Origin of the sequence: Enterobacter cloacae complex sp. 370H10 (assembly GCF_050031535.1) — a bacterium.
Taxonomy (GTDB): domain Bacteria; phylum Pseudomonadota; class Gammaproteobacteria; order Enterobacterales; family Enterobacteriaceae; genus Enterobacter; species Enterobacter intestinihominis.
Map to the genome: position 1 here is coordinate 1462487 of NZ_JBLGWG010000001.1, position 22760 is coordinate 1485246.

Sequence of the window (22760 nt, forward strand, 5' to 3'; positions counted from 1 at the left end):
TTTTTTGTTAAATCCGACCTTGTGTGTGCTTGTCTATACAAGTATATCTAAATGCATCACCTGTCCCTTATGAGGAACACACAATGTCGTCAGATAAATACCGCAAGCAGGATGTCCGCGCCGCGCGCGGCACCACGCTCACCGCAAAAAGCTGGCTCACCGAAGCACCGCTGCGCATGTTAATGAACAACCTTGATCCTGAGGTAGCAGAGAATCCCCATGAGCTGGTGGTCTACGGCGGCATTGGTCGCGCCGCACGCAACTGGGCGTGCTATGACGCGATTGTTGAGTCTTTGACGAATCTCGAAAACGACGAAACGCTGCTGGTGCAATCCGGCAAACCGGTTGGCGTATTCAAAACCCATAAAAATGCGCCCCGTGTGCTGATTGCCAACTCCAACCTGGTGCCGCACTGGGCGACGTGGGAACACTTCAACGAGCTGGACGCAAAAGGGCTGGCCATGTACGGCCAGATGACCGCGGGTAGCTGGATCTACATCGGCAGCCAGGGGATTGTGCAGGGCACCTATGAAACCTTCGTGGAAGCGGGCCGACAGCACTATAACGGCTCACTGAAAGGCCGCTGGGTGCTCACCGCCGGACTGGGCGGCATGGGCGGCGCGCAGCCGCTGGCCGCGACGCTGGCGGGCGCGTGCTCCCTGAACATTGAGTGCCAGCAGAGCCGCATCGATTTCCGTCTGCGTACCCGCTATGTTGATGAACAGGCCGACAACCTCGATGACGCGCTGGCGCGCATCAAAAAGTACACCGCTGAAGGCAAAGCCGTGTCGGTTGCCCTGTGCGGCAACGCGGCGGATATTCTGCCGGAACTGGTGGCGCGCGGCGTGCGTCCGGATCTGGTCACCGACCAGACCAGCGCTCACGATCCTCTTCATGGTTACCTGCCAAAAGGCTGGACGTGGGAAGATTACCAGCAAAAAGCGGAAACCGATCCTGAGGGCACGGTACTGGCGGCTAAACGCGCCATGGCGGAACACGTCTCCGCGATGCTCGCCTTCAGTAAGATGGGGATTCCGACCTTTGATTACGGGAATAACATCCGCCAGATGGCGAAAGAGATGGGGGTGAATAACGCCTTTGACTTCCCCGGCTTCGTGCCCGCCTATATTCGTCCGCTGTTCTGCCGCGGCATCGGGCCGTTCCGCTGGGTTGCCCTGTCCGGCGACCCGGAGGATATCTACAAAACCGACGCCAGAGTGAAGGAAATTGTCGCCGACGATGAACATCTGCACCGCTGGCTGGACATGGCGCGCGAGCGCATTAATTTTCAGGGCTTACCGGCGCGTATCTGCTGGGTCGGGCTGGAGTGGCGGCAAAAACTCGGCCTCGCCTTTAACGAAATGGTGCGCAGCGGCGAAGTCTCCGCGCCGATCGTCATTGGCCGCGACCACCTGGACTCCGGCTCTGTCGCCAGTCCGAACCGTGAAACCGAAGCCATGCGCGACGGCTCGGATGCGGTCTCCGACTGGCCGCTGCTGAATGCCCTGCTGAACACCGCCAGTGGCGCAACCTGGGTGTCGCTGCACCACGGCGGCGGCGTCGGGATGGGCTTCTCCCAGCACTCCGGGATGGTCATCGTCTGTGACGGTACCGACGAAGCGGCGGCACGTATTGCTCGCGTGCTGCATAACGACCCGGCAACCGGCGTAATGCGCCACGCGGATGCGGGTTACGAGATTGCCATTGATTGTGCCAAAGAGCAGGGCCTGAACCTGCCGATGATCCCCGCCACACAAGGAAAGCCTGCATGAACGCGTTAACACTTACTCCCGGCTCTTTGTCGCTCAAACAGCTGCGTCACGTCTGGCGTCAGCCGGTGACACTCGCCCTTGATGAAAGCGCCCACCGTGCCATTAACGACAGCGTGGCCTGCGTGGAGGCGATTGTAGCGGAGGGGCGCACCGCCTACGGCATCAATACCGGGTTTGGCCTGCTGGCACAGACCCGCATTGCCACGCACGATCTGGAGAATTTACAACGTTCGCTGGTGTTGTCGCACGCGGCGGGGGTTGGCCAGCCGCTGGACGATGAGATCGTCCGCCTGATGATAGTGTTGAAAATCAACAGCCTGGCGCGTGGGTTTTCCGGCATTCGTCTGAGCGTGATCCAGGCGCTGATGGCGCTGGTGAATGCGGAAGTTTATCCGTGGATACCGGCAAAAGGCTCCGTTGGAGCTTCCGGCGATCTGGCGCCGCTGGCGCATATGTCACTGCTCCTGCTGGGTGAAGGCAAGGCGCGCTGGCAAGGGGAGTGGCTGCCTGCGAAAGAGGCGCTGAAAAAAGCCGGCTTAGCGCCGATCACCCTCGCGGCAAAAGAAGGGCTGGCGCTGCTCAACGGCACGCAGGCGTCGACGGCCTTTGCGCTGCGCGGCCTGTTTGAAGCAGAAGATCTGTTCGCCTCCGCGGTGGTGTGTGGTGCGCTGACCACTGAAGCGGTGCTCGGCTCGCGTCGTCCGTTCGATGCCCGCATCCACGAGGTGCGCGGCCAGCGTGGTCAGATTGATGCCGCAGCCATGTACCGCCACGTACTTACCGATACCAGCGACATTGCCGAATCACACCATAACTGCGAGAAGGTGCAGGATCCGTATTCCCTGCGCTGCCAGCCGCAAGTGATGGGCGCATGCCTGACGCAGCTGCGCCAGGCGGCAGAAGTGCTGCTGGTGGAGGCCAATGCGGTGTCCGATAACCCGCTGGTGTTTGCCCAGGAAAACGAGGTGGTTTCTGGCGGCAACTTCCACGCCGAGCCGGTGGCGATGGCCGCAGATAATATCGCGCTGGCGATTGCCGAAATCGGAGCCTTGTCCGAGCGTCGAATCGCACTAATGATGGATAAACACATGTCCCAGCTGCCGCCATTCCTGGTGCGCAACGGCGGCGTGAACTCGGGCTTTATGATCGCCCAGGTCACCGCCGCAGCACTGGCAAGCGAAAACAAAGCCCTGTCGCATCCGCACAGCGTGGACAGCCTGCCAACGTCAGCAAATCAGGAAGATCACGTTTCGATGGCCCCGGCTGCCGGGCGTCGACTGTGGGAGATGGCCTCCAACACCCGCGGCGTGCTGGCGGTGGAATGGCTGGCGGCGTGTCAGGGTATTGATTTACGCGAAGGGCTAAAATCCAGCCCGCTGCTGGAGCAGGCGCGTCATACGCTGCGCGAGCACGTTACGCACTACGATGAGGACCGCTTCTTTGCGCCGGATATTGATAAGGCGATACAGCTTCTGGAAGAAGAAACCCTTGCAGGACTGCTACCTTCCGTGCTGTGATTTTTACCCTCACCCTAACCCTCTCCCTGTGGGAGAGGGGATTGTTAGGTTTTCTCCCTCTCCCTGTGGGAGAGGGCCGGGGTGAGGGCATCAGCCCGCACGATTACGAATACATCGCCGTAATCGACGCGCTGCCCAGCGAATGGAAATGGACGTTAAAGCCTACCATTGCCCCGCTCGCCCCTTCGTCAACCTCAATCTTGTCCACATCCAGCGCGTGCACCGTGAAGATATAGCGGTGCGTTTCCCCTTTTGGCGGCGCCGCGCCGCCGTAGCCCGCTTTGCCAAAGTCCGTGCGGGTCTGAATCGCACCGTCGGGCAGGGCAACCAGATCGGAACCGGAACCCTGCGGCAGCACGCGGGTGTCGGCGGGCAGGTTTGCCACGATCCAGTGCCACCAGCCCGAGCCGGTTGGCGCATCCGGATCGTAGCAGGTCACGACAAAACTTTTGGTTCCCGCTGGTACATCGTCCCACGCCAGATGGGGAGAGATATTATCTCCCTGATAACCCATCCCGTTAAACACGTGACGTTCCGGCAGCTTTTCGCCGTCGCGCAAATCTTTACTGATGATTTTCATCCTATTTCCCTCGTTACTCACTCATTCAGAAAGTGTAACGCATGGGGTTAAATCGTGAAATGCGCTGATATGTTAACGGCTTTAACCACTGCCCCGGTCAGCTTGTGGAGCTGATCCGGAGAAATGCTGTACGGCGGCATGAGGTAAATCAGCTTACCGAAAGGTCGCACCCAAACGCCCTGGTCAACGAAGAAGCGCTGCAACGCGGCCATGTTCACCGGATGCGTTGTCTCGATCACCCCGATGGCGCCCAGCACGCGGACGTCCGCGACGTATTCCGCATCCGCCGCCACGCTTAGCTGCTGCTTCAGCTGCGCCTCAATCGCCGCCACCTGCGTCTGCCACTCGCCGCTCTCCAGAATGGCGAGGCTTTCGCTTGCCACGGCGCAGGCCAGCGGGTTGCCCATAAACGTCGGGCCGTGCATAAAGCAGCCCGCGTCGCCGTCGCTGATGGTGTCGGCAACCTGGCGGGTGGTGAGCGTGGCGGAGAGCGTCATGGTGCCGCCGGTGAGCGCTTTCCCCAGGCACAGAATATCCGGCGCGATCCCCGCATGCTCGCAGGCAAACAGCTTCCCGGTACGACCAAAACCGGTGGCGATCTCATCGGCAATCAGCAAAATCCCTTCGCGGTCGCACATCTTCCGAATGCGCTTCAGCCACTCGGGGTGATACATCCGCATTCCGCCCGCGCCCTGCACAATCGGTTCGAGAATAACGGCGGCAATCTCGTGGCGATGGGCCGCCATCAACCGCGCGAAGCCCACCATGTCCATCTCGTCCCATTCGCCGTCGAAGCGGCTCTGCGGGGCTGGCGCAAACAGGTTTTCCGGCAGGTAGCCTTTCCACAGGCTGTGCATGGAGTTGTCCGGATCGCACACCGACATCGCCCCGAAGGTGTCGCCGTGATAGCCGTTGCGGAAGGTGAGGAACCGCTGGCGCGTTTCGCCCTTCGCATGCCAGTACTGCAACGCCATTTTCATCGCCACTTCCACGGCCACCGAGCCGGAATCAGCCAGGAAAACACACTCCAGCGATTCAGGCGTCATCGCTACCAGGCGACGGCATAAATCCACCGCGGGCTGATGCGTGATCCCGCCAAACATCACGTGTGACATCTGGTCAATCTGCGCTTTCATCGCCGCGTTCAGACGCGGGTGGTTGTAGCCATGGATCGCCGCCCACCAGGAGGACATCCCGTCAACAAGCCGCTCGCCGCTGGCGAGATGCAGCTCGCAGCCGTGGGCCGAGGCTACCGGATAGACGGGAAGGGGGCGGGTCGTGGAGGTGTAAGGGTGCCAGATATGCTGCTTGTCGAAGGTGAGATCGTCCTGGGTCATAATCGACTTGTAAACCATTTTGAAAAGTTTTAGGTTTACAAGTATAAACCGAACCGACAATTAACAAAACCCTTTGGAGAAGCCCGATGGCTCACCACGCACGCTGGACGATGTCGCAAGTCACTGAATTATTCAACAAACCTTTCCTGGAGCTGATGTTTGAGGCGCAACAGGTGCACCGCCAGCACTTCGATCCGCGTCATGTTCAGGTCAGCACGCTGCTGTCGATTAAAACCGGGGCTTGCCCGGAAGACTGCAAATATTGCCCGCAAAGCGCGCGCTATAAAACCGGTCTCGAATCCGAGCGCCTGATGGAAGTCGAGCAGGTGCTCGACTCAGCGCGCAAGGCCAAAAACGCTGGCTCAACCCGCTTCTGCATGGGCGCGGCGTGGAAAAACCCCCATGAGCGCGACATGCCCTATCTGGAGCAGATGGTGAAGGGGGTGAAGGAGATGGGGCTTGAAGCCTGCATGACCCTGGGTACGCTAAACGAGGAGCAGGCGCAGCGCCTCTCGGCGGCAGGGCTGGATTACTACAATCACAACCTCGATACCTCGCCGGAATTCTACGGCAACATCATCACCACGCGCACCTATCAGGAGCGTCTGGACACGCTGGATAAAGTGCGTGATGCGGGGATCAAGGTCTGTTCCGGCGGGATCGTGGGACTGGGCGAAACGGTAAAAGATCGTGCCGGCCTGCTGTTACAGCTGGCGAACCTGCCGACCCCGCCGGAAAGCGTGCCCATCAACATGCTGGTGAAGGTAAAAGGTACGCCGCTGGCGGATAATGAGGACGTGGATGCCTTCGATTTCATCCGCACCATCGCGGTGGCGCGCATCATGATGCCAACCTCTTACGTTCGCCTCTCTGCCGGTCGCGAGCAGATGAGCGAGCAGACCCAGGCGATGTGCTTTATGGCCGGGGCCAACTCCATCTTCTACGGTTGCAAACTGCTGACCACACCAAACCCGGAAGAGGACAAAGACGTTCAGCTGTTCCGCAAGCTGGGGCTGAACCCACACCAGACCGGGGTACAGGCGGGGGATAACGAGCAACAGCAGCAGCTGGAGCAGCAGATTTTCAACGCCGACACTGACCAGTTCTACAACGCGGCAGCCGTATGACCTGGCAGGCACGTATCAGGACCGCGCTCGACGAGCGGCGGGCGGCGGATGCGTTTCGGGTACGCAGGGTAGTGGAAAACGGTGCAGGCCGTTTTCTCACCCGGGAAGGAGAGCGGTTCTGTAATTTCTCCAGCAACGATTATCTGGGCCTGAGCCAGCACCCGCAGATCGTTCGTGCCTTGCAGCAGGGCGCGGATCGTTACGGCGTGGGCAGCGGTGGCTCCGGGCACGTCAGCGGCTACACCACGGCGCATCAGGCGCTGGAGGAAGCGTTGGCCGACTGGCTGGGCTACCCGCGGGCGCTGTTGTTTATCTCCGGTTTTGCCGCGAATCAGGCGGTGATTGCCGCCCTGATGGGCAAAGACGACCGCATCATCGCGGACCGCCTGAGCCACGCCTCCCTGCTTGAAGCCGCCAGTCTCAGCCCGGCACAGCTGCGGCGTTTTGCCCATAACGATGCCTCTCAGCTGAACGTCCTGCTGGGTAAACCCTGTTCAGGGCTTCAGCTGGCGGTCACGGAAGGGGTATTTAGCATGGACGGCGACAGCGCGCCCCTGGCCGCGTTGCACGACGCCGCAAAACAGCAAAACGCCTGGCTGCTGGTCGACGATGCCCACGGCATTGGCGTCACCGGCGAGGAGGGGCGCGGAAGCGCTTATCTGCAGGGCGTCAGGCCGGAACTGCTGGTGGTCACCTTTGGAAAAGGCTTTGGCGTCAGCGGCGCCGCGGTGTTGTGCAGCGAGCCGTTGGCCGACTACCTGGTGCAGTTCGCACGGCACCTGATCTACAGCACCAGCATGCCCCCGGCGCAGGCCGTGGCACTCTCAGCGTCGCTTGCGGTGATCCGCGGCGAAGACGGCGCTGAACGCCGGGCTCGCCTGGCCGACCATATACAGCGTTTTCGCCGGGGGGTAAGCGAACTGCCTTACCGGCTTACCGACTCGCACAGCGCCATTCAGCCCGTGATTGTGGGTGAAAACCATCGGGCGCTGATGCTGGCACAGGCGCTACGAGAACGCGGGCAGTGGGTCACGGCGATCCGCCCACCCACCGTGCCGCCAGGCACCGCGCGCTTGCGTCTGACGCTTACGGCAGCGCACGAGCCGCAGGATATCGATACGCTTCTGGAGGCACTGTATGTCTCCCGTCAATAAACAGGCCGTTGCCGCCGCGTTTGGCCGGGCAGCGCAAAGCTATTCACAGCACGATGAGCTGCAACGCCTGAGCGCGCGCGGGCTGCTGGCCGCGCTCGGTGAGGGGCATTTTATGCAGGTGCTGGACGCGGGCTGCGGGCCAGGCGGCAATAGCCGCTACTGGCGCGCAACGGGCAGCCACGTCACGGCGCTGGATTTATCCGCGCAGATGCTGGATGAAGCCCGCCAGCAGCAGTCAGCAGAGCGCTATCTGGTGGCCGATATCGAGGCCATCCCGCTGGAGGATGCGCTGTTTGACCTCGTCTGGAGCCATCTTGCGGTGCAGTGGTGCACCAGCCTGTCGCAGGCGCTACGCGAGCTTTACCGCGTGGCACGGCCCGGCGGAGCGGTGGCCTTTACCACCCTGCTGGAAAGTTCGTTGCCGGAGCTGAATCAGGCGTGGAGGGCGGTGGATGCGCAGCCGCACGCCAACAGGTTTCTCTCGCACGAACAGGTCACTCAGGCGCTGGCAGGCTGGCGCTATCGCAGTGAGGTCCAGACCGTCACCCTCGAATTTAGCGATGCGTTAAGCGCCATGCGCTCTCTTAAGGGCATAGGCGCGACGCACCTGCACGCCGGTCGGGAGAAGAAACCCCTTACCCGCGGACAACTCCAGCGTCTCGGGCTGGCCTGGCCGCAGGATCGGGGCCGGTTCCCGCTCTCTTATCATCTTTTTCATGGGATTATTGAACGTGACTGAACGTTATTTTGTTACCGGTACGGACACTGAGGTCGGTAAAACGGTTGCCAGCGCCGCGCTGTTGCAGGCGGCGTGTCTGCTGGGGAAAACAACGGCCGGGTATAAGCCCGTAGCCTCCGGCAGCGAGATGACGCCGGAAGGCTTACGCAATACTGATGCGCTGGCGCTACAGCGTAACAGCAGCCTTGCGCTGGCCTATTCTGCGGTGAATCCCTATACCTTTGCTGAACCCACCTCGCCGCACATCGTCAGCGCCGATGAAGATCGTCCGATTGATTTTTCGGTGCTCTCTTCCGGATTACGCAACCTGGAAACGCAGGCCGACTGGGTGCTGGTGGAGGGGGCTGGCGGCTGGTTTACCCCGCTGTCCGACGAGCAGACCTTTGCTGACTGGGTGCAGGCCGAACAGCTTCCGGTCATTCTGGTAGTCGGCGTGAAGCTTGGCTGTATCAATCACGCCATGCTGACCGCTCAGGCCGTGCAGCAGGCCGGGTTGCGTCTGGCAGGGTGGATTGCCAATGACGTGGTTGCGCCGGGTAAACGTCATGCTGAGTATCTGGCGACGCTGAAGCGGGTGCTGCCTGCGCCGTTTCTCGGCGAGATCCCGTGGCTTGCCGACGGCGCAGAGCAGGCGGAAACCGGACGCTATCTTGACCTCAGCGCCTTATGTCCCGCGCCATCCAGTGCGCAATAAGGTCATCATCCAGCTCGTTAACGTGGCCCTGTGCCACGTTACGCCCGCGATAGAGCATGCAGAAACGATCCGCTACCCGGCGGATAAACGACAGCTGTTGCTCCGCTAACAGCACCGTCATTCCCAGCTCCCGATTCAACCGTACCAGCAGTTGACCCAGCCTGCGGGCGAAGCCTTGCCCTGCGCCATACATGGGCTCATCCAGAATCAACACGCGCGGGCGATTAACCAGCGCACTGGCGAGGGCCAGCTGATACTGGTCGTCGGGGGACAGCGCAGAGGCACGGCTCTGTCGCAGCGGATAGAGCTCCGGAAACAGGGCGTACACGTCATTTTTTGATGTCGGGTCGGATTTCCCCGTCGCCCGCATAGCGATATGCAGATTTTCATCGACGGTCAGTTGGGAAAATATCCGCCGATCCTGCGGGACGTAGCCTATCGTTGGCGGCGCCGTTAATGCTGACGCAGGGCTGAGCAAATTACGCGGCGGCGCGCCAGCCTCATGCCAGATGATGGTGCCGCTCTCAACGGGCACCTTTCCGGTAATGCAGTTCATGAGCGTGGATTTACCCATGCCAGGCAGGCCAACAATGCCCGTACAGATGCCTTGCGGGAAATCGATATTCACGTTCCATAGCGTATGTTGGCTTCCGTAAAACTGATTTACAGCACGCAGACTCAACATCTTTCTCTCCTTAAAAATGTGTGGGGTAATGCTCAGGCTGATATCTGCAAAACGCCTGCCAGAAACAAAATAATGATTAAAAAAGAGCCATTTTTAGGAATAACCCACTGCTAAAAGCTTAACGTTTGTTCGAATTGCACGCTCCCGGTGCCGTGCGTGTCGAATCGTGGTGCAGGGAAAATGACGGAATTGTGATTAAGATCTCGCCGGTTACTTATGAAAAAATGAACGTTTTCCAGGCAAAAAAGAGTGATAAAAATTTTTTACTGCCGCTTCGTGGGAAAAACCGGGAATTTGCTGGAGTGCATGCTGTACGGGCTGGAGGCAGTTATCCACTATTCCTGTGGATAACCTTGTGCATTAGAGTTAGAAAACACGCGATAAGCGAGAGAATACGCGGGTTACGCCCAAATTGATGCGAAACGCGGCTTTAGGAAATAGTCTATATTTTTTAACGAATTAGATAAAAGCAATTCCCTCAGCGCCAGCGACACCTGTTGCCATAAAACTTTCATAACCGCCCTTGACAAATGTTAAAAAAGTAATAGTTCTGGGGATAACCCCCTGAGGCTGGTGTTTTATATTGTCACAGTTGAAATTTAGCTCGCGAACGCACTAATCCTCTCTGCGCTACGCTAAATATCCTGACACGCTACTGGTTTTCCATCCAGTGTTTTTTACTGGCAATCCTGGCCACAACGAGTAAAATTACTCACCTGCCGCTTATTCTGTCATCAGGTCGTCGCCCATGAGTAAACCGTTCAAATTGAATTCTGCTTTCCGTCCTTCCGGGGATCAGCCCGAGGCCATTCGTCGCCTGGAAGAGGGGCTGGAAGACGGGCTGGCGCACCAGACCCTGCTGGGGGTAACCGGTTCGGGTAAAACCTTCACTATTGCCAACGTCATTGCCGATCTTCAGCGTCCTACGATGGTTCTCGCGCCGAACAAAACGCTGGCGGCGCAGCTGTATGGTGAGATGAAAGAGTTCTTCCCGGAAAACGCGGTGGAGTATTTCGTCTCCTACTACGACTACTACCAGCCGGAAGCCTACGTTCCCAGCTCCGACACGTTTATCGAGAAAGATGCCTCGGTGAACGAACATATCGAGCAGATGCGTTTGTCGGCGACCAAGGCGCTGCTGGAGCGTCGTGATGTGGTGGTGGTGGCCTCGGTGTCGGCGATCTACGGCCTGGGCGATCCGGATCTCTATCTCAAGATGATGCTGCACCTGACGCAGGGGATGATCATCGATCAGCGTGCAATTTTGCGCCGTCTGGCGGAGTTGCAGTACACCCGTAACGATCAGGCGTTCCAGCGCGGGACCTTCCGCGTACGTGGTGAGGTGATTGATATCTTCCCAGCGGAATCGGACGACATGGCGCTGCGCGTGGAGCTGTTCGATGAAGAGGTTGAACGCCTGTCGCTGTTCGACCCGCTGACCGGTCATGTGGAGTCGGTGATCCAGCGCTTCACCATCTACCCGAAAACGCACTACGTGACGCCACGCGAGCGTATCGTACAGGCGATGGAAGAGATTAAAATTGAGCTGGCAGACCGCCGCAAGGTGCTGCTGGCGAACAACAAGCTGCTGGAAGAGCAGCGCCTGAGCCAGCGTACCCAGTTCGATCTGGAGATGATGAACGAGCTGGGCTACTGCTCCGGCATTGAAAACTACTCACGCTACCTCTCCGGACGCGGGCCGGGCGAAGCGCCGCCGACGCTGTTTGACTACCTTCCGGCGGACGGCCTGCTGGTGATCGACGAATCCCACGTTACGATCCCCCAGATCGGCGGGATGTACCGCGGTGACCGCGCGCGTAAAGAGACGCTGGTGGAGTACGGGTTCCGACTGCCATCAGCGCTGGACAACCGTCCGATGAAGTTTGAAGAATTTGAGGCGCTTGCTCCGCAGACCATCTACGTATCGGCGACGCCGGGCAACTACGAGCTGGAGAAATCCGGTGATGACGTGGTGGACCAGGTTGTGCGTCCGACCGGGCTGCTGGATCCGATTATCGAGGTGCGTCCGGTGGCGACGCAGGTGGACGATCTGCTCTCGGAAATACGTGCCCGTTCCGCCATCAACGAGCGTGTACTGGTGACCACGCTCACCAAACGTATGGCGGAGGATTTGACGGAGTATCTGGAAGAACACGGCGAGAAGGTGCGGTATCTGCACTCGGATATTGATACCGTGGAGCGTATGGAGATCATCCGCGACCTGCGCCTGGGCGAGTTCGACGTGCTGGTGGGTATCAACCTTCTGCGAGAAGGTCTGGATATGCCGGAAGTGTCGCTGGTGGCGATTCTGGACGCGGACAAAGAGGGCTTCCTGCGTTCCGAGCGCTCGCTGATCCAGACCATTGGCCGCGCCGCGCGTAACGTCAACGGGAAGGCGATTCTGTACGGGGATAAAATCACCCCGTCGATGGCCAAAGCGATTGGCGAAACGGAACGTCGTCGCGAGAAGCAGCAGCGCTATAACGAAGAGCACGGCATCACGCCGCAGGGGCTGAACAAGAAGGTGGTGGATATCCTGGCGCTGGGTCAGAACATTGCGAAGACCAAAGCGAAAGGGCGCGGCAAGGCCCGTTCAGTGGTGGAAGAGGATACCGTCGCGCTGACCCCGAAAGCGTTGCAGCAAAAGATCCACGAGCTGGAAGGGCAGATGATGCAGCACGCGCAGAATCTGGAGTTCGAAGAGGCTGCGCAAATCCGCGATCAGCTGCATCAGCTGCGGGATCTGTTTATTGCGGCATCGTAGTTTTTTGCCCGGTGGGGTTTTCTCCCTCTCCCTGTGGGCTGAGGGATCCCCAGTAATTTTTTTATGCAGAAGCAATAAAGTTGCTTTCTAAATGACTGAGGGCTGTCAGCGATGCCCTGGTCCGGCTGTAAATCGCTGAGGCGTTTCCTGCAGGCCGGGGCGAGGCGCAGGGATGCGCCGAGAGGGCTGCTTTACAGGGACGTTGCCTCCGCCCGTACCCGATAAGCCGGAAGGAATAAGCCGAGGGCACCGCGAAGCGGCGATTTTCCGCCGGGAGCCCGGGTCGCCAGGGTGGTGGCGACTGAGCCACCCTGGCACGTTCACCGGTCATGTCGTTACAGAGTAGCACGGAACATAAAGTGAACGGAATGACCACCACCGCCGTATGTTCCCCTCACCCTAACCCTCTCCCCGGAGGGGCGAGGGGATTGCTCAGTGCTCGCATTAATTTGTGGGGAACCCTCAGCCCAAAGGGAGAGGGCCGGGGTGAGGGCATCAGGCCGCACAAAACGAACCTAACCTAATGCCTGAATCGCCTTCTCCAGCGCCTCGCGCAGCAGATGGCGGTCGTGGCGATATTTAATATCGCTGGCTTCCAGCGGCTCTTGCACCACCACGCGATCGCCAATCCCCGACACATCTACTTTTGGCCCGACCACGACACCATCGATAATTTTCTTACCAACATACTGTTCCATCAGGTCCAGCTTATCCGCCAGCGACAGGCTTGCCGCCGCCGGACTGAGTTCGCGGCCTAAATTACCGATATAGACCATGGGCGCAGGCGTTCTGCGCAGCGCCTGCGCCAGCTCTTTCACCAGCAGGATCGGCATCAGGCTGGTATAAAAACTCCCCGGCCCAATCAGGATCAGATCGGCCTCGCCAATCGCTTCAACCGCTTCACGCGTTGCGGGTACGCTGGGGTAGGTCATCAGCTCTTTTGGCGGAAGGAGAAGCTGGTCGATATTCACTTCACCATACACTTCGTGATCATCAGCATCGATCGCCATCAAATCTACCGGCTGTTCGGACATCGGGATCAGGAACGCATCCACTTTTAGCAGGTTACGAATTAAATTGATCGCTTCCAGAGGGCGCACGCTCAGGTGATCCAGCGCCTTTAACATCAGATTTCCAAGGTTATGGCCTGAAAGTTCGCCATTTCCCCCAAAACGGTACTCAAACATCGCCGAGGCCACGCTTGGCTCAGTAATGAGCTGGTTGAGGCAGTTGCGCATATCACCCCAGGCTATCCCGCCTTCAGCACGTCGGATCCGCCCGGTTGAGCCGCCGTTGTCCGTTGTTGTCACGATGCCCGTCAGGCGTGAGCCCAGTGACGATAACGACGACATAACCCGTCCCAGACCGTGACCTCCTCCAAGAGCGACCACGCGGTCCAGATCCGCAAAAGTGCGATTGCGCATACCTATTCCTTATCCTGTTAAGCTTGCGTCACAGTAACGCAACTACTCCTAAAAGACGATGCCTCTCACAAACCATAATGACGTATATCAATGCGAAAGCGCTGTTTTTGCGTATTCTGTAGTGAAAATGCACGATAACATCGTTATGTATAAATTTATATAGCGAAAAGCGACAATGGCGAAGTGGCGATTTCCACGCTACTATCGCCATAACCACGTTTTCAAAACTGAAAACATACACTCTAGCCCTGGCGCCTGTGTCGAGAGATATGGCGCCCTGGCCGTGGCGGATTTGCCACCAGGGTACAGAAAGAAATGACTGTGCCTCCCGATCTGGAAAGGTGTACATGGCTTCACAACTTACTGATACTTTCGCGCGTAAGTTTTTCTACTTACGTTTGTCGATTACCGACGTGTGTAACTTCCGTTGCACCTACTGCCTGCCCGATGGCTACAAGCCGGGCAGCGTCACCAATAATGGCTTTCTCTCCGTGGAAGAAGTACGCCGCGTCACGCGCGCGTTCTCTGAACTCGGTACGGAAAAAGTGCGTCTTACCGGGGGAGAGCCCTCCCTGCGCCGTGATTTCCCTGACATCATTGCCGCCGTGCGTGAAAACGAACGTATCCGCCAGATAGCGGTGACCACCAACGGTTACCGCATGGCGCGTGACGTGGCGAACTGGCGCGATGCGGGGCTGACGGCGATCAACGTCAGCGTCGATAGCCTGGACGCCCGTCAGTTCCACGCCATTACCGGCCAGGATAAGTTCCAGCAGGTAATGGACGGCATCGATGCCGCGTTCACCGCCGGTTTCGACAAGGTCAAAGTCAATACCGTATTGATGCGTGATGTGAACCACCATCAGCTGGACACCTTTCTGGCGTGGATCAAACCGCGCCGCATTCAACTGCGTTTTATTGAGCTGATGGAGACCGGGGAGGGCAGCGAGCTGTTCCGTCGCCATCACATCTCCGGCATGGTCCTGCGTGACGAACTGCTGAAACGCGGCTGGATCCACCAGATCCGCCAGCGCAGCGATGGCCCGGCGCAGGTCTTTTGTCATCCGGATTATGAAGGCGAAATCGGCCTGATCATGCCCTATGAAAAAGACTTCTGTGCCAGCTGCAACCGCCTGCGCGTCTCCTCTGTTGGCAAGCTGCACCTCTGCCTGTTCGGGGATGGCGGCGTCGATCTGCGCGATTTGCTGGAAGACGACGCCCAACAGGACGCGCTTGAAGCACGCATTTCCGAGGCGCTGACGCACAAAAAGCAGACCCATTTCCTGCATCAGGGCAACACCGGCATTACTCAGAACCTGTCCTATATCGGCGGGTAATCAGGCTTTAGAAGGAACCAGAAGATGAGTCAGGTAAGCGCGGAATTTATCCCGACACGCATTGCTATTCTTACCGTTTCCGAACGTCGTGGTGAAGAGGATGATACCTCCGGCCACTGGCTGCGCGAGGCGGCACACGAAGCCGGGCACCAGATTGTTGATAAAGCGATCGTCAAAGAGAACCGTTACGCCATTCGCGCTCAGGTTTCACAGTGGATTGCGAGTGATGACGTCCAGGTTGTACTGATCACTGGCGGCACCGGCTTTACCGCAGGCGACCAGGCGCCGGAAGCGCTGCTTCCGCTGTTCGATCGCGAAGTAGAAGGCTTCGGCGAAGTGTTCCGCATGCTCTCATTTGAAGAGATTGGCACCTCTACGCTCCAGTCCCGTGCCGTCGCGGGGGTAGCGAACAAGACGCTGATCTTCGCCATGCCGGGCTCGACCAAAGCCTGCCGCACCGCGTGGGAAAACATTATTGCCCCGCAGCTGGATGCCCGTACCCGTCCGTGTAATTTCCATCCCCATTTAAAGAAATAAGCTATGTCACAACTGACCCACATAAACGCCGCTGGCGAAGCGCATATGGTGGATGTCTCCGCCAAAGCCGAAACGGTGCGCGAGGCGCGTGCTGAAGCGTTCGTCACCATGCTGCCGGAGACGCTGGCGATGATTATCGACGGTAGCCATCACAAGGGTGATGTGTTTGCCACCGCCCGCATCGCCGGTATTCAGGCCGCTAAACGCACCTGGGACCTCATCCCGCTCTGCCATCCGCTGATGCTTAGCAAAGTGGAGGTAAATTTGCAGGCGCAGCCGGAGCATAACCGCGTGCGTATCGAGTCCCTGTGCCGCTTAACCGGGAAAACCGGTGTGGAGATGGAGGCGTTAACGGCAGCCTCCGTGGCGGCGCTGACCATCTACGACATGTGTAAAGCGGTGCAGAAAGATATGGTGATTGGCCCGGTGCGTCTGCTGGCAAAAAGCGGCGGCAAATCCGGTGATTTTAAGGTGGAAAGCCATGATTAAGGTGCTCTTTTTTGCCCAGGTCCGTGAGCTGATCAATACCGACAGCCTGACGCTGGACGGCTCTTTCGAAAACGTCGCCGCCCTGCGTGCGCATCTGGCGGCGCAAAGCGACCGCTGGGCGCTGGCGCTGGATGAAGGCAAACTGCTGGCCGCCGTGAATCAGACGCTGGTGGAGTTGACCCACCCGCTGGCTGATGGAGATGAAGTGGCCTTTTTCCCGCCGGTCACAGGGGGTTGAGATGACGGAAACCCGAATTCTGGTTGGCCATGAGCGTTTTAACGTGGGCACGGAATATGACTGGCTGGCCGGGCGCGACGAAGACGGCGCGGTCGTGACCTTTACCGGGAAAGTGCGTAATCATAATCTCGGCGACAGCGTAAAAGCGCTGACGCTGGAGCACTATCCGGGAATGACCGAAAAATCGCTGGCGGCCATTGTCGAAGAGGCGCGAGGCCGCTGGCCGCTGGGGCGCGTTACGGTTATCCATCGCATCGGCGAAATGTGGCCCGGCGAAGAAATTGTGTTTGTCGGCGTCACCAGCGCCCATCGCGGGAGTGCTTTTGCGGCGGGGGAGTTCATCATGGATTACCTCAAAACTAAAGCGCCGTTCTGGAAGCGTGAAGCGACGCCGGAAGGTGAGCGCTGGGTGGAATCGCGGGACAGCGACAAACAGGCTGCCAGCCGCTGGTAACAGGTTTACGTGGATGTGTTAGTCTTAACGTGTGTGTTTACTTAATCAGGAGTGAATCATGGACCGATTTCCGCGTTCCGATTCGATAGTTCAGCAGACCCGTAGCGGGCTGCAAACCTACATGGCTCAGGTATATGGCTGGATGACGGTTGGCCTGCTGCTTACCGCGTTTATCGCGTGGTATGCGGCAAACACGCCTGAACTGATGATGTTTATCTTCTCCAGCAAAATCACCTTCTTTGGGCTGATTATTGCGCAACTGGCGCTGGTATTCGTGCTCTCCGGGCTGGTGCACAAGCTCAGTTCGGGCATGGCGACCACGCTGTTTATGCTCTATTCGGCGCTGACCGGGCTGACGCTCTCCAGTATTTTCATCGTTTACACCTACTCCTCCATCGCCAGCACCTTTGTGGTGACCGGCGGGATGTTCGGTGTGATGAGCCTGTACGGTTACACCACCAAACGTGACCTGAGCGGCTTCGGCAACATGCTGTTTATGGGGCTGATAGGGATTGTGCTGGCGTCGCTGGTGAACCTGTGGTTGAAGAGTGACGCGCTGATGTGGGCGGTGACCTATATCGGGGTGGTGATCTTCGTGGGCTTAACCGCCTACGACACCCAGAAACTGAAAAACATCGGTGAACAAATTGATGTTCGCGACAGTTCAAACCTGCGCAAATACTCGATTCTGGGCGCACTGACGCTGTATCTGGACTTCATCAACCTGTTCCTGATGCTGCTGCGTATCTTCGGCAACCGTCGCTAGTGAGGGTGGCGCTGTCTGATGCCCTCACCCTGACCCTCTCCCACAGGGCTGAGGGTTCCCCACAAATTAATGCGAGCACTGAGCAATCCCCTCGCCCCTCCGGGGAGAGGGTTAGGGTGAGGGGAACATACGGCGGTGGTGGTCATTCCGTTCACTTTATGTTCCTTGCTACTCTGTAACGACATGACCGGTGAACGTGCCAGGGTGGCTCAGTCGCCACCACCCTGGCGACCCGGGCTCCCGGCGGTAAATCGCCGCTTCGCGGTGCCCTCGGCTTATTCCTTCCGGCTTATCGGGTACGGGCGGAGGCAACGTCCCTGTAAAGCCGCCCTCTCGGCGCATCCCTGCGCCTCGCCCCGGCCGGAAGGCAAACGCCTCAGCGATTTACAGCCGGACCAGGGCATCGCTGACAGCCCTCAGTCATTTAGAAAGCAACTTTATTGCTTCTGCATAAAAAAATTACTGGGGATCCCTCAGCCCACAGGGAAAGGGAACAAACCCTAAAAATGGCAACGAAGTTGCCGTTTTGCTTTTATTTTGCCATCGCCTTCTCGTTCTTCGCGCGCAGCTTCTTCGCCCGACTCTCCAGCACCAGATAACAGACCGTTGCCAGCGCCAGCGGCAGGAAGTAGTAGATCATGCGGTACGCGAGCAGGGCAGCGATAATCGTCCCGTGAGACACATGCTCCCCTGCAAGCAGCGCGATAAACACCGCTTCCAGTACGCCGATCCCCGCCGGAATATGCACAATTACCCCGGCAATACTGCTTACCAGCAGCACGCCCAGCACGAAGAAGTAATTCACATCTTCGCCAATCAGCAGCCAGATAATGGCCCCCATCGCCATCCAGTTGGCGCTGGAAACCACCATTTGCAGGACGGCAAACTTCCATGACGGCAGCACCAGCTTCTGCCCTTTAATGGTCATATGACGACGTTTGGCAAAGGCGCAGGCCCAAAGGTAGGCGGCGATGATCAGCAGCAGTACGATGCCCAGAATGCGCAGGGTGGCCTCATCGATGTACCAGTGCGCAGGCAGTTGCACCACGCCAATGGTGAAAATCACCCCGCCGAGCAGGATATACCCCAGCCAGTTGGTGGTGATACTCAGCGAGAAAATACGCGTGATGGTGCCGCCCGGTAAGCCAAGGCGGGAGTACAGGCGATAGCGCATACCAATCCCGCCCACCCAGGTGCTCAGCGTCAGGTTAAAGGCGTAGCAGATGAATGACACCAGCATAACCTGCCGTTTGGCAAGCTTATGCCCGCAGTAGGCGCGTCCCAACAGGTCATAGCAGCCGTACATCAGGTAGCTCACAATCACCAGGCCAACCGCCCCCAGCAGGACTGTCCGGTTGTAGTTGCGAATAACCTTCCACACCTCTTCCCAGTCCACCTTTTGGGCATACACCACCAGCAGGACCGCGACGGCAATGAAGAACAGCCAGGTCAGGATTTTTTTCGCCAGCCGCCAGCGAGGATGAGATTTCGACATCAGGTTTTCCCTCCATCTTCCGCCTCTACGCGGTCCTGGGTTTCCATTTCGGGTTGCACTGGCGGATCCACCAGCGCCAGTTTCGGTGTATGCGCGGGCAGCCAGCCCACCATGGCCGGGAAGTGGCGCAGGAAGTGGAACACCACCACGCCGATGCCAACGTTCCACCAGCTGCGTTTCGGCACCATGGACTCATCCACACGCACGCAGTCTTTATTGATCAGACCCTGAAGGTTATCGCGCAGGGTCTGATTAAACTGGCGATCGTGGATGATCAGGTTCGCTTCCAGATTGAGCGATAAGCTCAGCGGATCGAGGTTGCTTGAGCCAACGGTCGCCCAGTGGTCATCCATCACGGCCACTTTGCCGTGCAGCGGGCGGCGGCGATATTCATAGATTTGCACGCCGCTTTTGACCAGATAGCGATAGAGCAGACGCGCGCCCACCTTCACAATCGGCATATCGGGCTCACCCTGGACGATGAGCTTCACGCTCACGCCGCGTCGGGCCGCGTTGCGCATGGCGTGCAAAATCCGGTAACCGGGGAAGAAATAGGCGTTGGCGATAATCACCTCGCGCTTCGCGTTCGCCAGCATCTTCAGGTAGTGACGTTCGATATCGTCCCGGTGCTCCTCGTTATCCCGCCAGACGAACAGCGCCTGCGCCTCGCCGGGCTTGCGGTTCTCTTCCGGGCGATGGCGGCGTCGCCACCAGCGGCGAGCGGCCTCTTTGCCGGGTAAGTTTTCCAGCACGAACAGCTGGATGTCCTGAACCACCGGCCCTTCGATACGGATCGCGTAGTCCTGTTTCGCTTCGGGACCATAATCCGACATATGCTCGGCGGAGTAGTTAATGCCGCCCACGAAGGCCACCGTTTCGTCCACCACCACAATTTTGCGGTGCATTCGGCGGAACAGGTTGGTGCGCATCCCGAACAGACGCGGGCCGGGATCGTAATAGCGGAATACCACCCCTGCGGCGGTGAGCTCGTTAACAAATTCGTCGCTGAGATCCGGCGAACCATATCCGTCGAGCAGGACCTCGATTTTTATACCGCGACGAGCGGCTTGCAGCAGCGCGCTGTGCAACTGCCTGCCCACGTCGTCTTCAAACCAGATAAACGTTTCCAGAAAGACTTTCTGCTGTGCGTGGCTAATCGCCTCAAAGACCGCCGGATAAAAGTTATCGCCATTTTCCAGCAGCGTAATACGGTTACCTTCCTGCCATGTGCATTTCATAAGTGGATCTCCGCGCTGAGTGGGGCATGGTCGGAGAGATGTCGCCAGTTGAGTAAAGCCAGCGCCGTCGGGCTGCTGGCGTGGGCATTTTTTACGTAGATGCGGTCAAGGCGCAGCAGGGGGAAGCGCACCGGAAACGTCCGCGCGGGACGACCGCGTGAGCGGGTAAAAATCTCCTCCAGCCCCGCATTCACCTTCAGCGGATGATTGGCCCGCTGTCGCCAGTCGTTAAAATCACCGGCCACTACCACGGGCTCGCCCTCCGGCAGCGCATTGGTCCAGTCTGCCAGCATCTGTAGCTGAGCCTGACGGTGGGCCTCACGCAGGCCAAGATGAACGCAGCCCACATGAATGGGAAAATCGAGCGCCGGTGGCGTGATGCGGCAGTATAACAACCCGCGTTTTTCGCTCTCGCCAACGGAGACGTCCCGGTTCTCATAATGCTCGATAGGAAAACGCGACAGCACTGCGTTACCGTGATGCCCCTCCGGGTAGACCGCATTGCGCCCGTAGGCGTAATCGCTCCACATTGTATCCGCCAGAAACTCGTAATGGGGCGTGTCGGGCCAGTTTTCGAAATGCATCGGGTGCACTTCGTGCGCGCCCATGACCTCCTGGAGGCAGACAATATCGGCGCTGACGGTGCGTACCGCGTCGCGCAGCTCCGGTAAAATGAAGCGGCGGTTAAATGCTGTGAAGCCCTTATGAATATTTATCGTCAGCACCTTAAGCGAGAAATGCTGCGTTCTTTTGCTCATAAACACCTTCCTGGGTGACTATCCCGATGAAAATAAAGTGTAGTAGGCGTCACAAAAAGATGCGGCGTTACGGAATTTTCCGTAAAGTGCGGTAGTCTGAATTAGCAGAGAAAAATCCTTCAGGAGAGAAGCCATGAAGTGGCAACAACGCGTTCGTGTCGCAACCGGTTTGAGTTGCTGGCAGATAATGTTGCATTTACTGGTCGTGGCCGTACTGGTGATGGGCTGGATGAGCGGCACGCTGGTGCGTGTCGGCTTAGGGTTATGTGTGGTTTACGGCGTGACCGTGCTGTCGATGCTGTTTTTACAGCGTCACCACGACGCGCGCTGGCGTGAAGTGGGTGATGTGCTCGAAGAGCTCACCACCACCTGGTATTTTGGTGCGGCAATGATCGTCCTGTGGCTGTTGTCACGCGTGCTGCAAAACAACCTGCTGCTGGCCTTGGCGGGTCTGGCTATCCTCGCAGGGCCTGCGGTGGTGTCGTTGCTCACCAAAGAGAAAAAGCTACGCGATGTTTCGTCTAAACATCGCATAGGCCACTGAGCCCGTTGTGGCCGCGATGACCAGTAGCGGCCACAAACTTCCCCACACAATATCCAGACTCGCATCCTTCAGATAGATTTGCTTGGTGATATCCGTGAAGTGACGAATTGGGTTTATCCATGTCAGATCCTGTAACCACACCGGCATGTTCTCCACTGGCGACACGTACCCTGAAAGCAAAATCGCCGGCATCATAAAGACAAACACCCCGATAAACGCCTGCTGCTGCGTTGAGCAGAGCGCCGAAATCAGCAGCCCAAACCCCACCAGCGACAGGCCGTAAATCACCATCGTGAAGTAAAACAGCGCCAGCGATCCGGCAAACGGGATCTGGTACGCCCATATTCCCACCCCCAGCACGATGGTGGCCTGGAACGTCGCGACAATCAGTGCCGGCACCGCCTTGCCGACAAATATCTGCCAGGTAGCGAGCGGCGAGACAAGCAGCTGATCCAGCGTACCTTGCTCACGTTCGCGTGCCACGGACAGCGAGGTGACAATCATCACGCCAATAGTGGTGATCATGGCGATTAACGACGGCACCACAAACCACTTGTAGTCCAGATTCGGGTTGTACCAGTTGCGCACCACCAGCTCGCTGTTGTTGGGTTTGGGTTTGCCCGCCATCAGCTCCTGCTGGTAGTCCTTCACTACCTGCTGCAAATAGTTCGCCGCTATCTGGGCGCTGTTGGAGTTACGTCCGTCGAGGATCAGCTGCATCGGCGCGGTCTGGAAGGTGTCCAGATTGCGGGAGAAATCCGCCGGGAAGCGCACCAGCAATAATGCTTTCTGCGTGTCGATGGTGGGCTGGATCGCCTGCGGGCTTTGCAGCAGCAGGACATGGGTAAAGGCTTTGGCGCGGGCGAAACGCTGCGTCAGCTCGACGGAATGCTTGCCATTGTCTTCATTGTAAATGGCGATGGTAGCGTTGGTGACCTCCAGCGTGGCGGCAAACGGAAACAGTACAACCTGAAGCAGCACCGGCAGCACCAGAATGGCGCGGGTCTGCGGCTCGCGCAGCAAGGATTGCAGCTCTTTGCGGATCAATGTCCATAAACGGTGAAACATCGCGTCGTCCTCCTGTCGGGTGGCGCTTGCGCTTATCCGACCT

Annotated in this window: 22 protein-coding genes and 1 riboswitch; of the genes, 14 read left to right on the forward strand and 8 right to left on the reverse strand. The window is 58.3% G+C overall.

Annotated features, from left to right (window positions below; translation table 11 throughout):
• The first annotated feature begins 83 nt into the window (after positions 1-83).
• Both hutU and hutH read left to right on the forward strand, forming a co-directional pair.
• Positions 84-1772 (forward strand): urocanate hydratase, encoded by a 1689-nt coding sequence (gene hutU, locus ACQG2Q_RS07110; RefSeq protein WP_003858533.1) that lies wholly within the window; start codon positions 84-86, stop codon positions 1770-1772.
• Positions 1769-3289 carry a histidine ammonia-lyase gene (gene hutH, locus ACQG2Q_RS07115; RefSeq protein WP_063850177.1) on the forward strand — a complete coding sequence of 507 codons (1521 nt, stop codon included), beginning with the start codon at positions 1769-1771 and terminating at the stop codon, positions 3287-3289. Before hutU ends, hutH begins: the two co-directional genes overlap by 4 nt.
• A 103-nt stretch (positions 3290-3392) precedes the next feature.
• Here the strand turns inward: hutH and ACQG2Q_RS07120 are convergent, their stop codons facing one another.
• Together ACQG2Q_RS07120 and bioA are read right to left on the reverse strand one after the other, a co-directional pair.
• Positions 3393-3869 (reverse strand): kinase inhibitor, encoded by a 477-nt coding sequence (locus ACQG2Q_RS07120; RefSeq protein ID WP_003858531.1) that lies wholly within the window; start codon positions 3867-3869, stop codon positions 3393-3395.
• A 47-nt stretch (positions 3870-3916) separates the two neighbouring features.
• Complete coding sequence (gene bioA / locus ACQG2Q_RS07125; RefSeq protein WP_046618837.1) at positions 3917-5206, reverse strand: adenosylmethionine--8-amino-7-oxononanoate transaminase; 1290 nt, start codon at positions 5204-5206, stop codon at positions 3917-3919.
• Positions 5207-5292: 86 nt separating this feature from the next.
• Between bioA and bioB the strand changes: the two genes are divergently transcribed.
• The 4 genes from bioB to bioD are packed head-to-tail and all read left to right on the forward strand — an operon-like array spanning position 5293 to position 8920.
• Positions 5293-6333, forward strand: a complete 1041-nt coding sequence (bioB, locus tag ACQG2Q_RS07130) for a biotin synthase BioB (protein WP_038415709.1) — start codon at positions 5293-5295, stop codon at positions 6331-6333.
• Positions 6330-7487 (forward strand): 8-amino-7-oxononanoate synthase, encoded by a 1158-nt coding sequence (bioF, locus tag ACQG2Q_RS07135; RefSeq protein ID WP_063850174.1) that lies wholly within the window; start codon positions 6330-6332, stop codon positions 7485-7487. The genes bioB and bioF overlap by 4 nt, the downstream gene beginning before the upstream one ends.
• A complete protein-coding gene (bioC, locus tag ACQG2Q_RS07140; protein ID WP_023299633.1) occupies positions 7471-8226 on the forward strand; it encodes a malonyl-ACP O-methyltransferase BioC in 756 nt (251 codons plus the stop codon). The genes bioF and bioC overlap by 17 nt, the downstream gene beginning before the upstream one ends.
• A complete protein-coding gene (gene bioD, locus ACQG2Q_RS07145) occupies positions 8219-8920 on the forward strand; it encodes a dethiobiotin synthase (protein ID WP_074169649.1) in 702 nt (233 codons plus the stop codon). Before bioC ends, bioD begins: the two co-directional genes overlap by 8 nt.
• On the opposite strand, the gene ACQG2Q_RS07150 is transcribed toward bioD, so the two are convergent.
• Positions 8883-9605, reverse strand: a complete 723-nt coding sequence (locus ACQG2Q_RS07150) for an ABC transporter ATP-binding protein (protein ID WP_023305730.1) — start codon at positions 9603-9605, stop codon at positions 8883-8885. The genes bioD and ACQG2Q_RS07150 overlap by 38 nt on opposite strands.
• 748 nt (positions 9606-10353) lie before the next feature.
• Between ACQG2Q_RS07150 and uvrB the strand changes: the two genes are divergently transcribed.
• Positions 10354-12369 carry an excinuclease ABC subunit UvrB gene (uvrB, locus tag ACQG2Q_RS07155; protein ID WP_003858519.1) on the forward strand — a complete coding sequence of 672 codons (2016 nt, stop codon included), beginning with the start codon at positions 10354-10356 and terminating at the stop codon, positions 12367-12369.
• A gap of 515 nt (positions 12370-12884) precedes the next feature.
• On the opposite strand, the gene yvcK is transcribed toward uvrB, so the two are convergent.
• Positions 12885-13793 carry a uridine diphosphate-N-acetylglucosamine-binding protein YvcK gene (yvcK, locus tag ACQG2Q_RS07160; RefSeq protein ID WP_023299636.1) on the reverse strand — a complete coding sequence of 303 codons (909 nt, stop codon included), beginning with the start codon at positions 13791-13793 and terminating at the stop codon, positions 12885-12887.
• Between the two features lie 226 nt (positions 13794-14019).
• A riboswitch (molybdenum cofactor riboswitch) is annotated at positions 14020-14153 on the forward strand.
• Between yvcK and moaA the strand changes: the two genes are divergently transcribed.
• The 6 genes from moaA (at position 14141) to ACQG2Q_RS07190 (ending at position 17614) form a co-directional block, all read left to right on the forward strand.
• Complete coding sequence (gene moaA / locus ACQG2Q_RS07165) at positions 14141-15130, forward strand: GTP 3',8-cyclase MoaA (RefSeq protein WP_063850470.1); 990 nt, start codon at positions 14141-14143, stop codon at positions 15128-15130. (Overlaps the previous riboswitch by 13 nt.)
• Positions 15131-15154: 24 nt before the next feature.
• A complete protein-coding gene (moaB, locus tag ACQG2Q_RS07170) occupies positions 15155-15667 on the forward strand; it encodes a molybdenum cofactor biosynthesis protein B (RefSeq protein ID WP_022647501.1) in 513 nt (170 codons plus the stop codon).
• Positions 15668-15670: 3 nt separating this feature from the next.
• Complete coding sequence (gene moaC, locus ACQG2Q_RS07175) at positions 15671-16156, forward strand: cyclic pyranopterin monophosphate synthase MoaC (RefSeq protein ID WP_006809528.1); 486 nt, start codon at positions 15671-15673, stop codon at positions 16154-16156.
• Positions 16149-16394 (forward strand): molybdopterin synthase sulfur carrier subunit, encoded by a 246-nt coding sequence (gene moaD / locus ACQG2Q_RS07180; RefSeq protein WP_022647502.1) that lies wholly within the window; start codon positions 16149-16151, stop codon positions 16392-16394. The genes moaC and moaD overlap by 8 nt, the downstream gene beginning before the upstream one ends.
• A gap of 1 nt (position 16395) precedes the next feature.
• Complete coding sequence (gene moaE, locus ACQG2Q_RS07185; RefSeq protein ID WP_022647503.1) at positions 16396-16848, forward strand: molybdopterin synthase catalytic subunit MoaE; 453 nt, start codon at positions 16396-16398, stop codon at positions 16846-16848.
• 58 nt (positions 16849-16906) lie between these two features.
• The gene (locus ACQG2Q_RS07190; RefSeq protein WP_003858508.1) at positions 16907-17614 is read left to right on the forward strand and encodes a Bax inhibitor-1/YccA family protein; all 708 of its coding nucleotides are present in this window, start codon (positions 16907-16909) and stop codon (positions 17612-17614) included.
• 532 nt (positions 17615-18146) lie between these two features.
• On the opposite strand, the gene ACQG2Q_RS07195 is transcribed toward ACQG2Q_RS07190, so the two are convergent.
• From ACQG2Q_RS07195 to ACQG2Q_RS07205, 3 genes are read right to left on the reverse strand one after another with little or no spacing between them, the layout of a single operon-like run.
• Positions 18147-19109 (reverse strand): lysylphosphatidylglycerol synthase domain-containing protein, encoded by a 963-nt coding sequence (locus ACQG2Q_RS07195; RefSeq protein ID WP_003858505.1) that lies wholly within the window; start codon positions 19107-19109, stop codon positions 18147-18149.
• Positions 19109-20347, reverse strand: a complete 1239-nt coding sequence (gene clsB / locus ACQG2Q_RS07200; RefSeq protein WP_022647504.1) for a cardiolipin synthase ClsB — start codon at positions 20345-20347, stop codon at positions 19109-19111. Before clsB ends, ACQG2Q_RS07195 begins: the two co-directional genes overlap by 1 nt.
• The gene (locus ACQG2Q_RS07205) at positions 20344-21105 is read right to left on the reverse strand and encodes an endonuclease/exonuclease/phosphatase family protein (protein ID WP_022647505.1); all 762 of its coding nucleotides are present in this window, start codon (positions 21103-21105) and stop codon (positions 20344-20346) included. The genes clsB and ACQG2Q_RS07205 overlap by 4 nt, the downstream gene beginning before the upstream one ends.
• A gap of 133 nt (positions 21106-21238) precedes the next feature.
• On the opposite strand from ACQG2Q_RS07205, the gene ACQG2Q_RS07210 reads away from it, so the two are divergent.
• A complete protein-coding gene (locus tag ACQG2Q_RS07210; protein ID WP_003858499.1) occupies positions 21239-21649 on the forward strand; it encodes a YbhQ family protein in 411 nt (136 codons plus the stop codon).
• Here ACQG2Q_RS07210 and ACQG2Q_RS07215 read toward each other — a convergent pair.
• The gene (locus ACQG2Q_RS07215) at positions 21611-22717 is read right to left on the reverse strand and encodes an ABC transporter permease (RefSeq protein ID WP_022647506.1); all 1107 of its coding nucleotides are present in this window, start codon (positions 22715-22717) and stop codon (positions 21611-21613) included. The two genes, ACQG2Q_RS07210 and ACQG2Q_RS07215, sit on opposite strands and share 39 nt — an antisense overlap.
• Between the last annotated feature and the right edge of the window lie 43 nt (positions 22718-22760).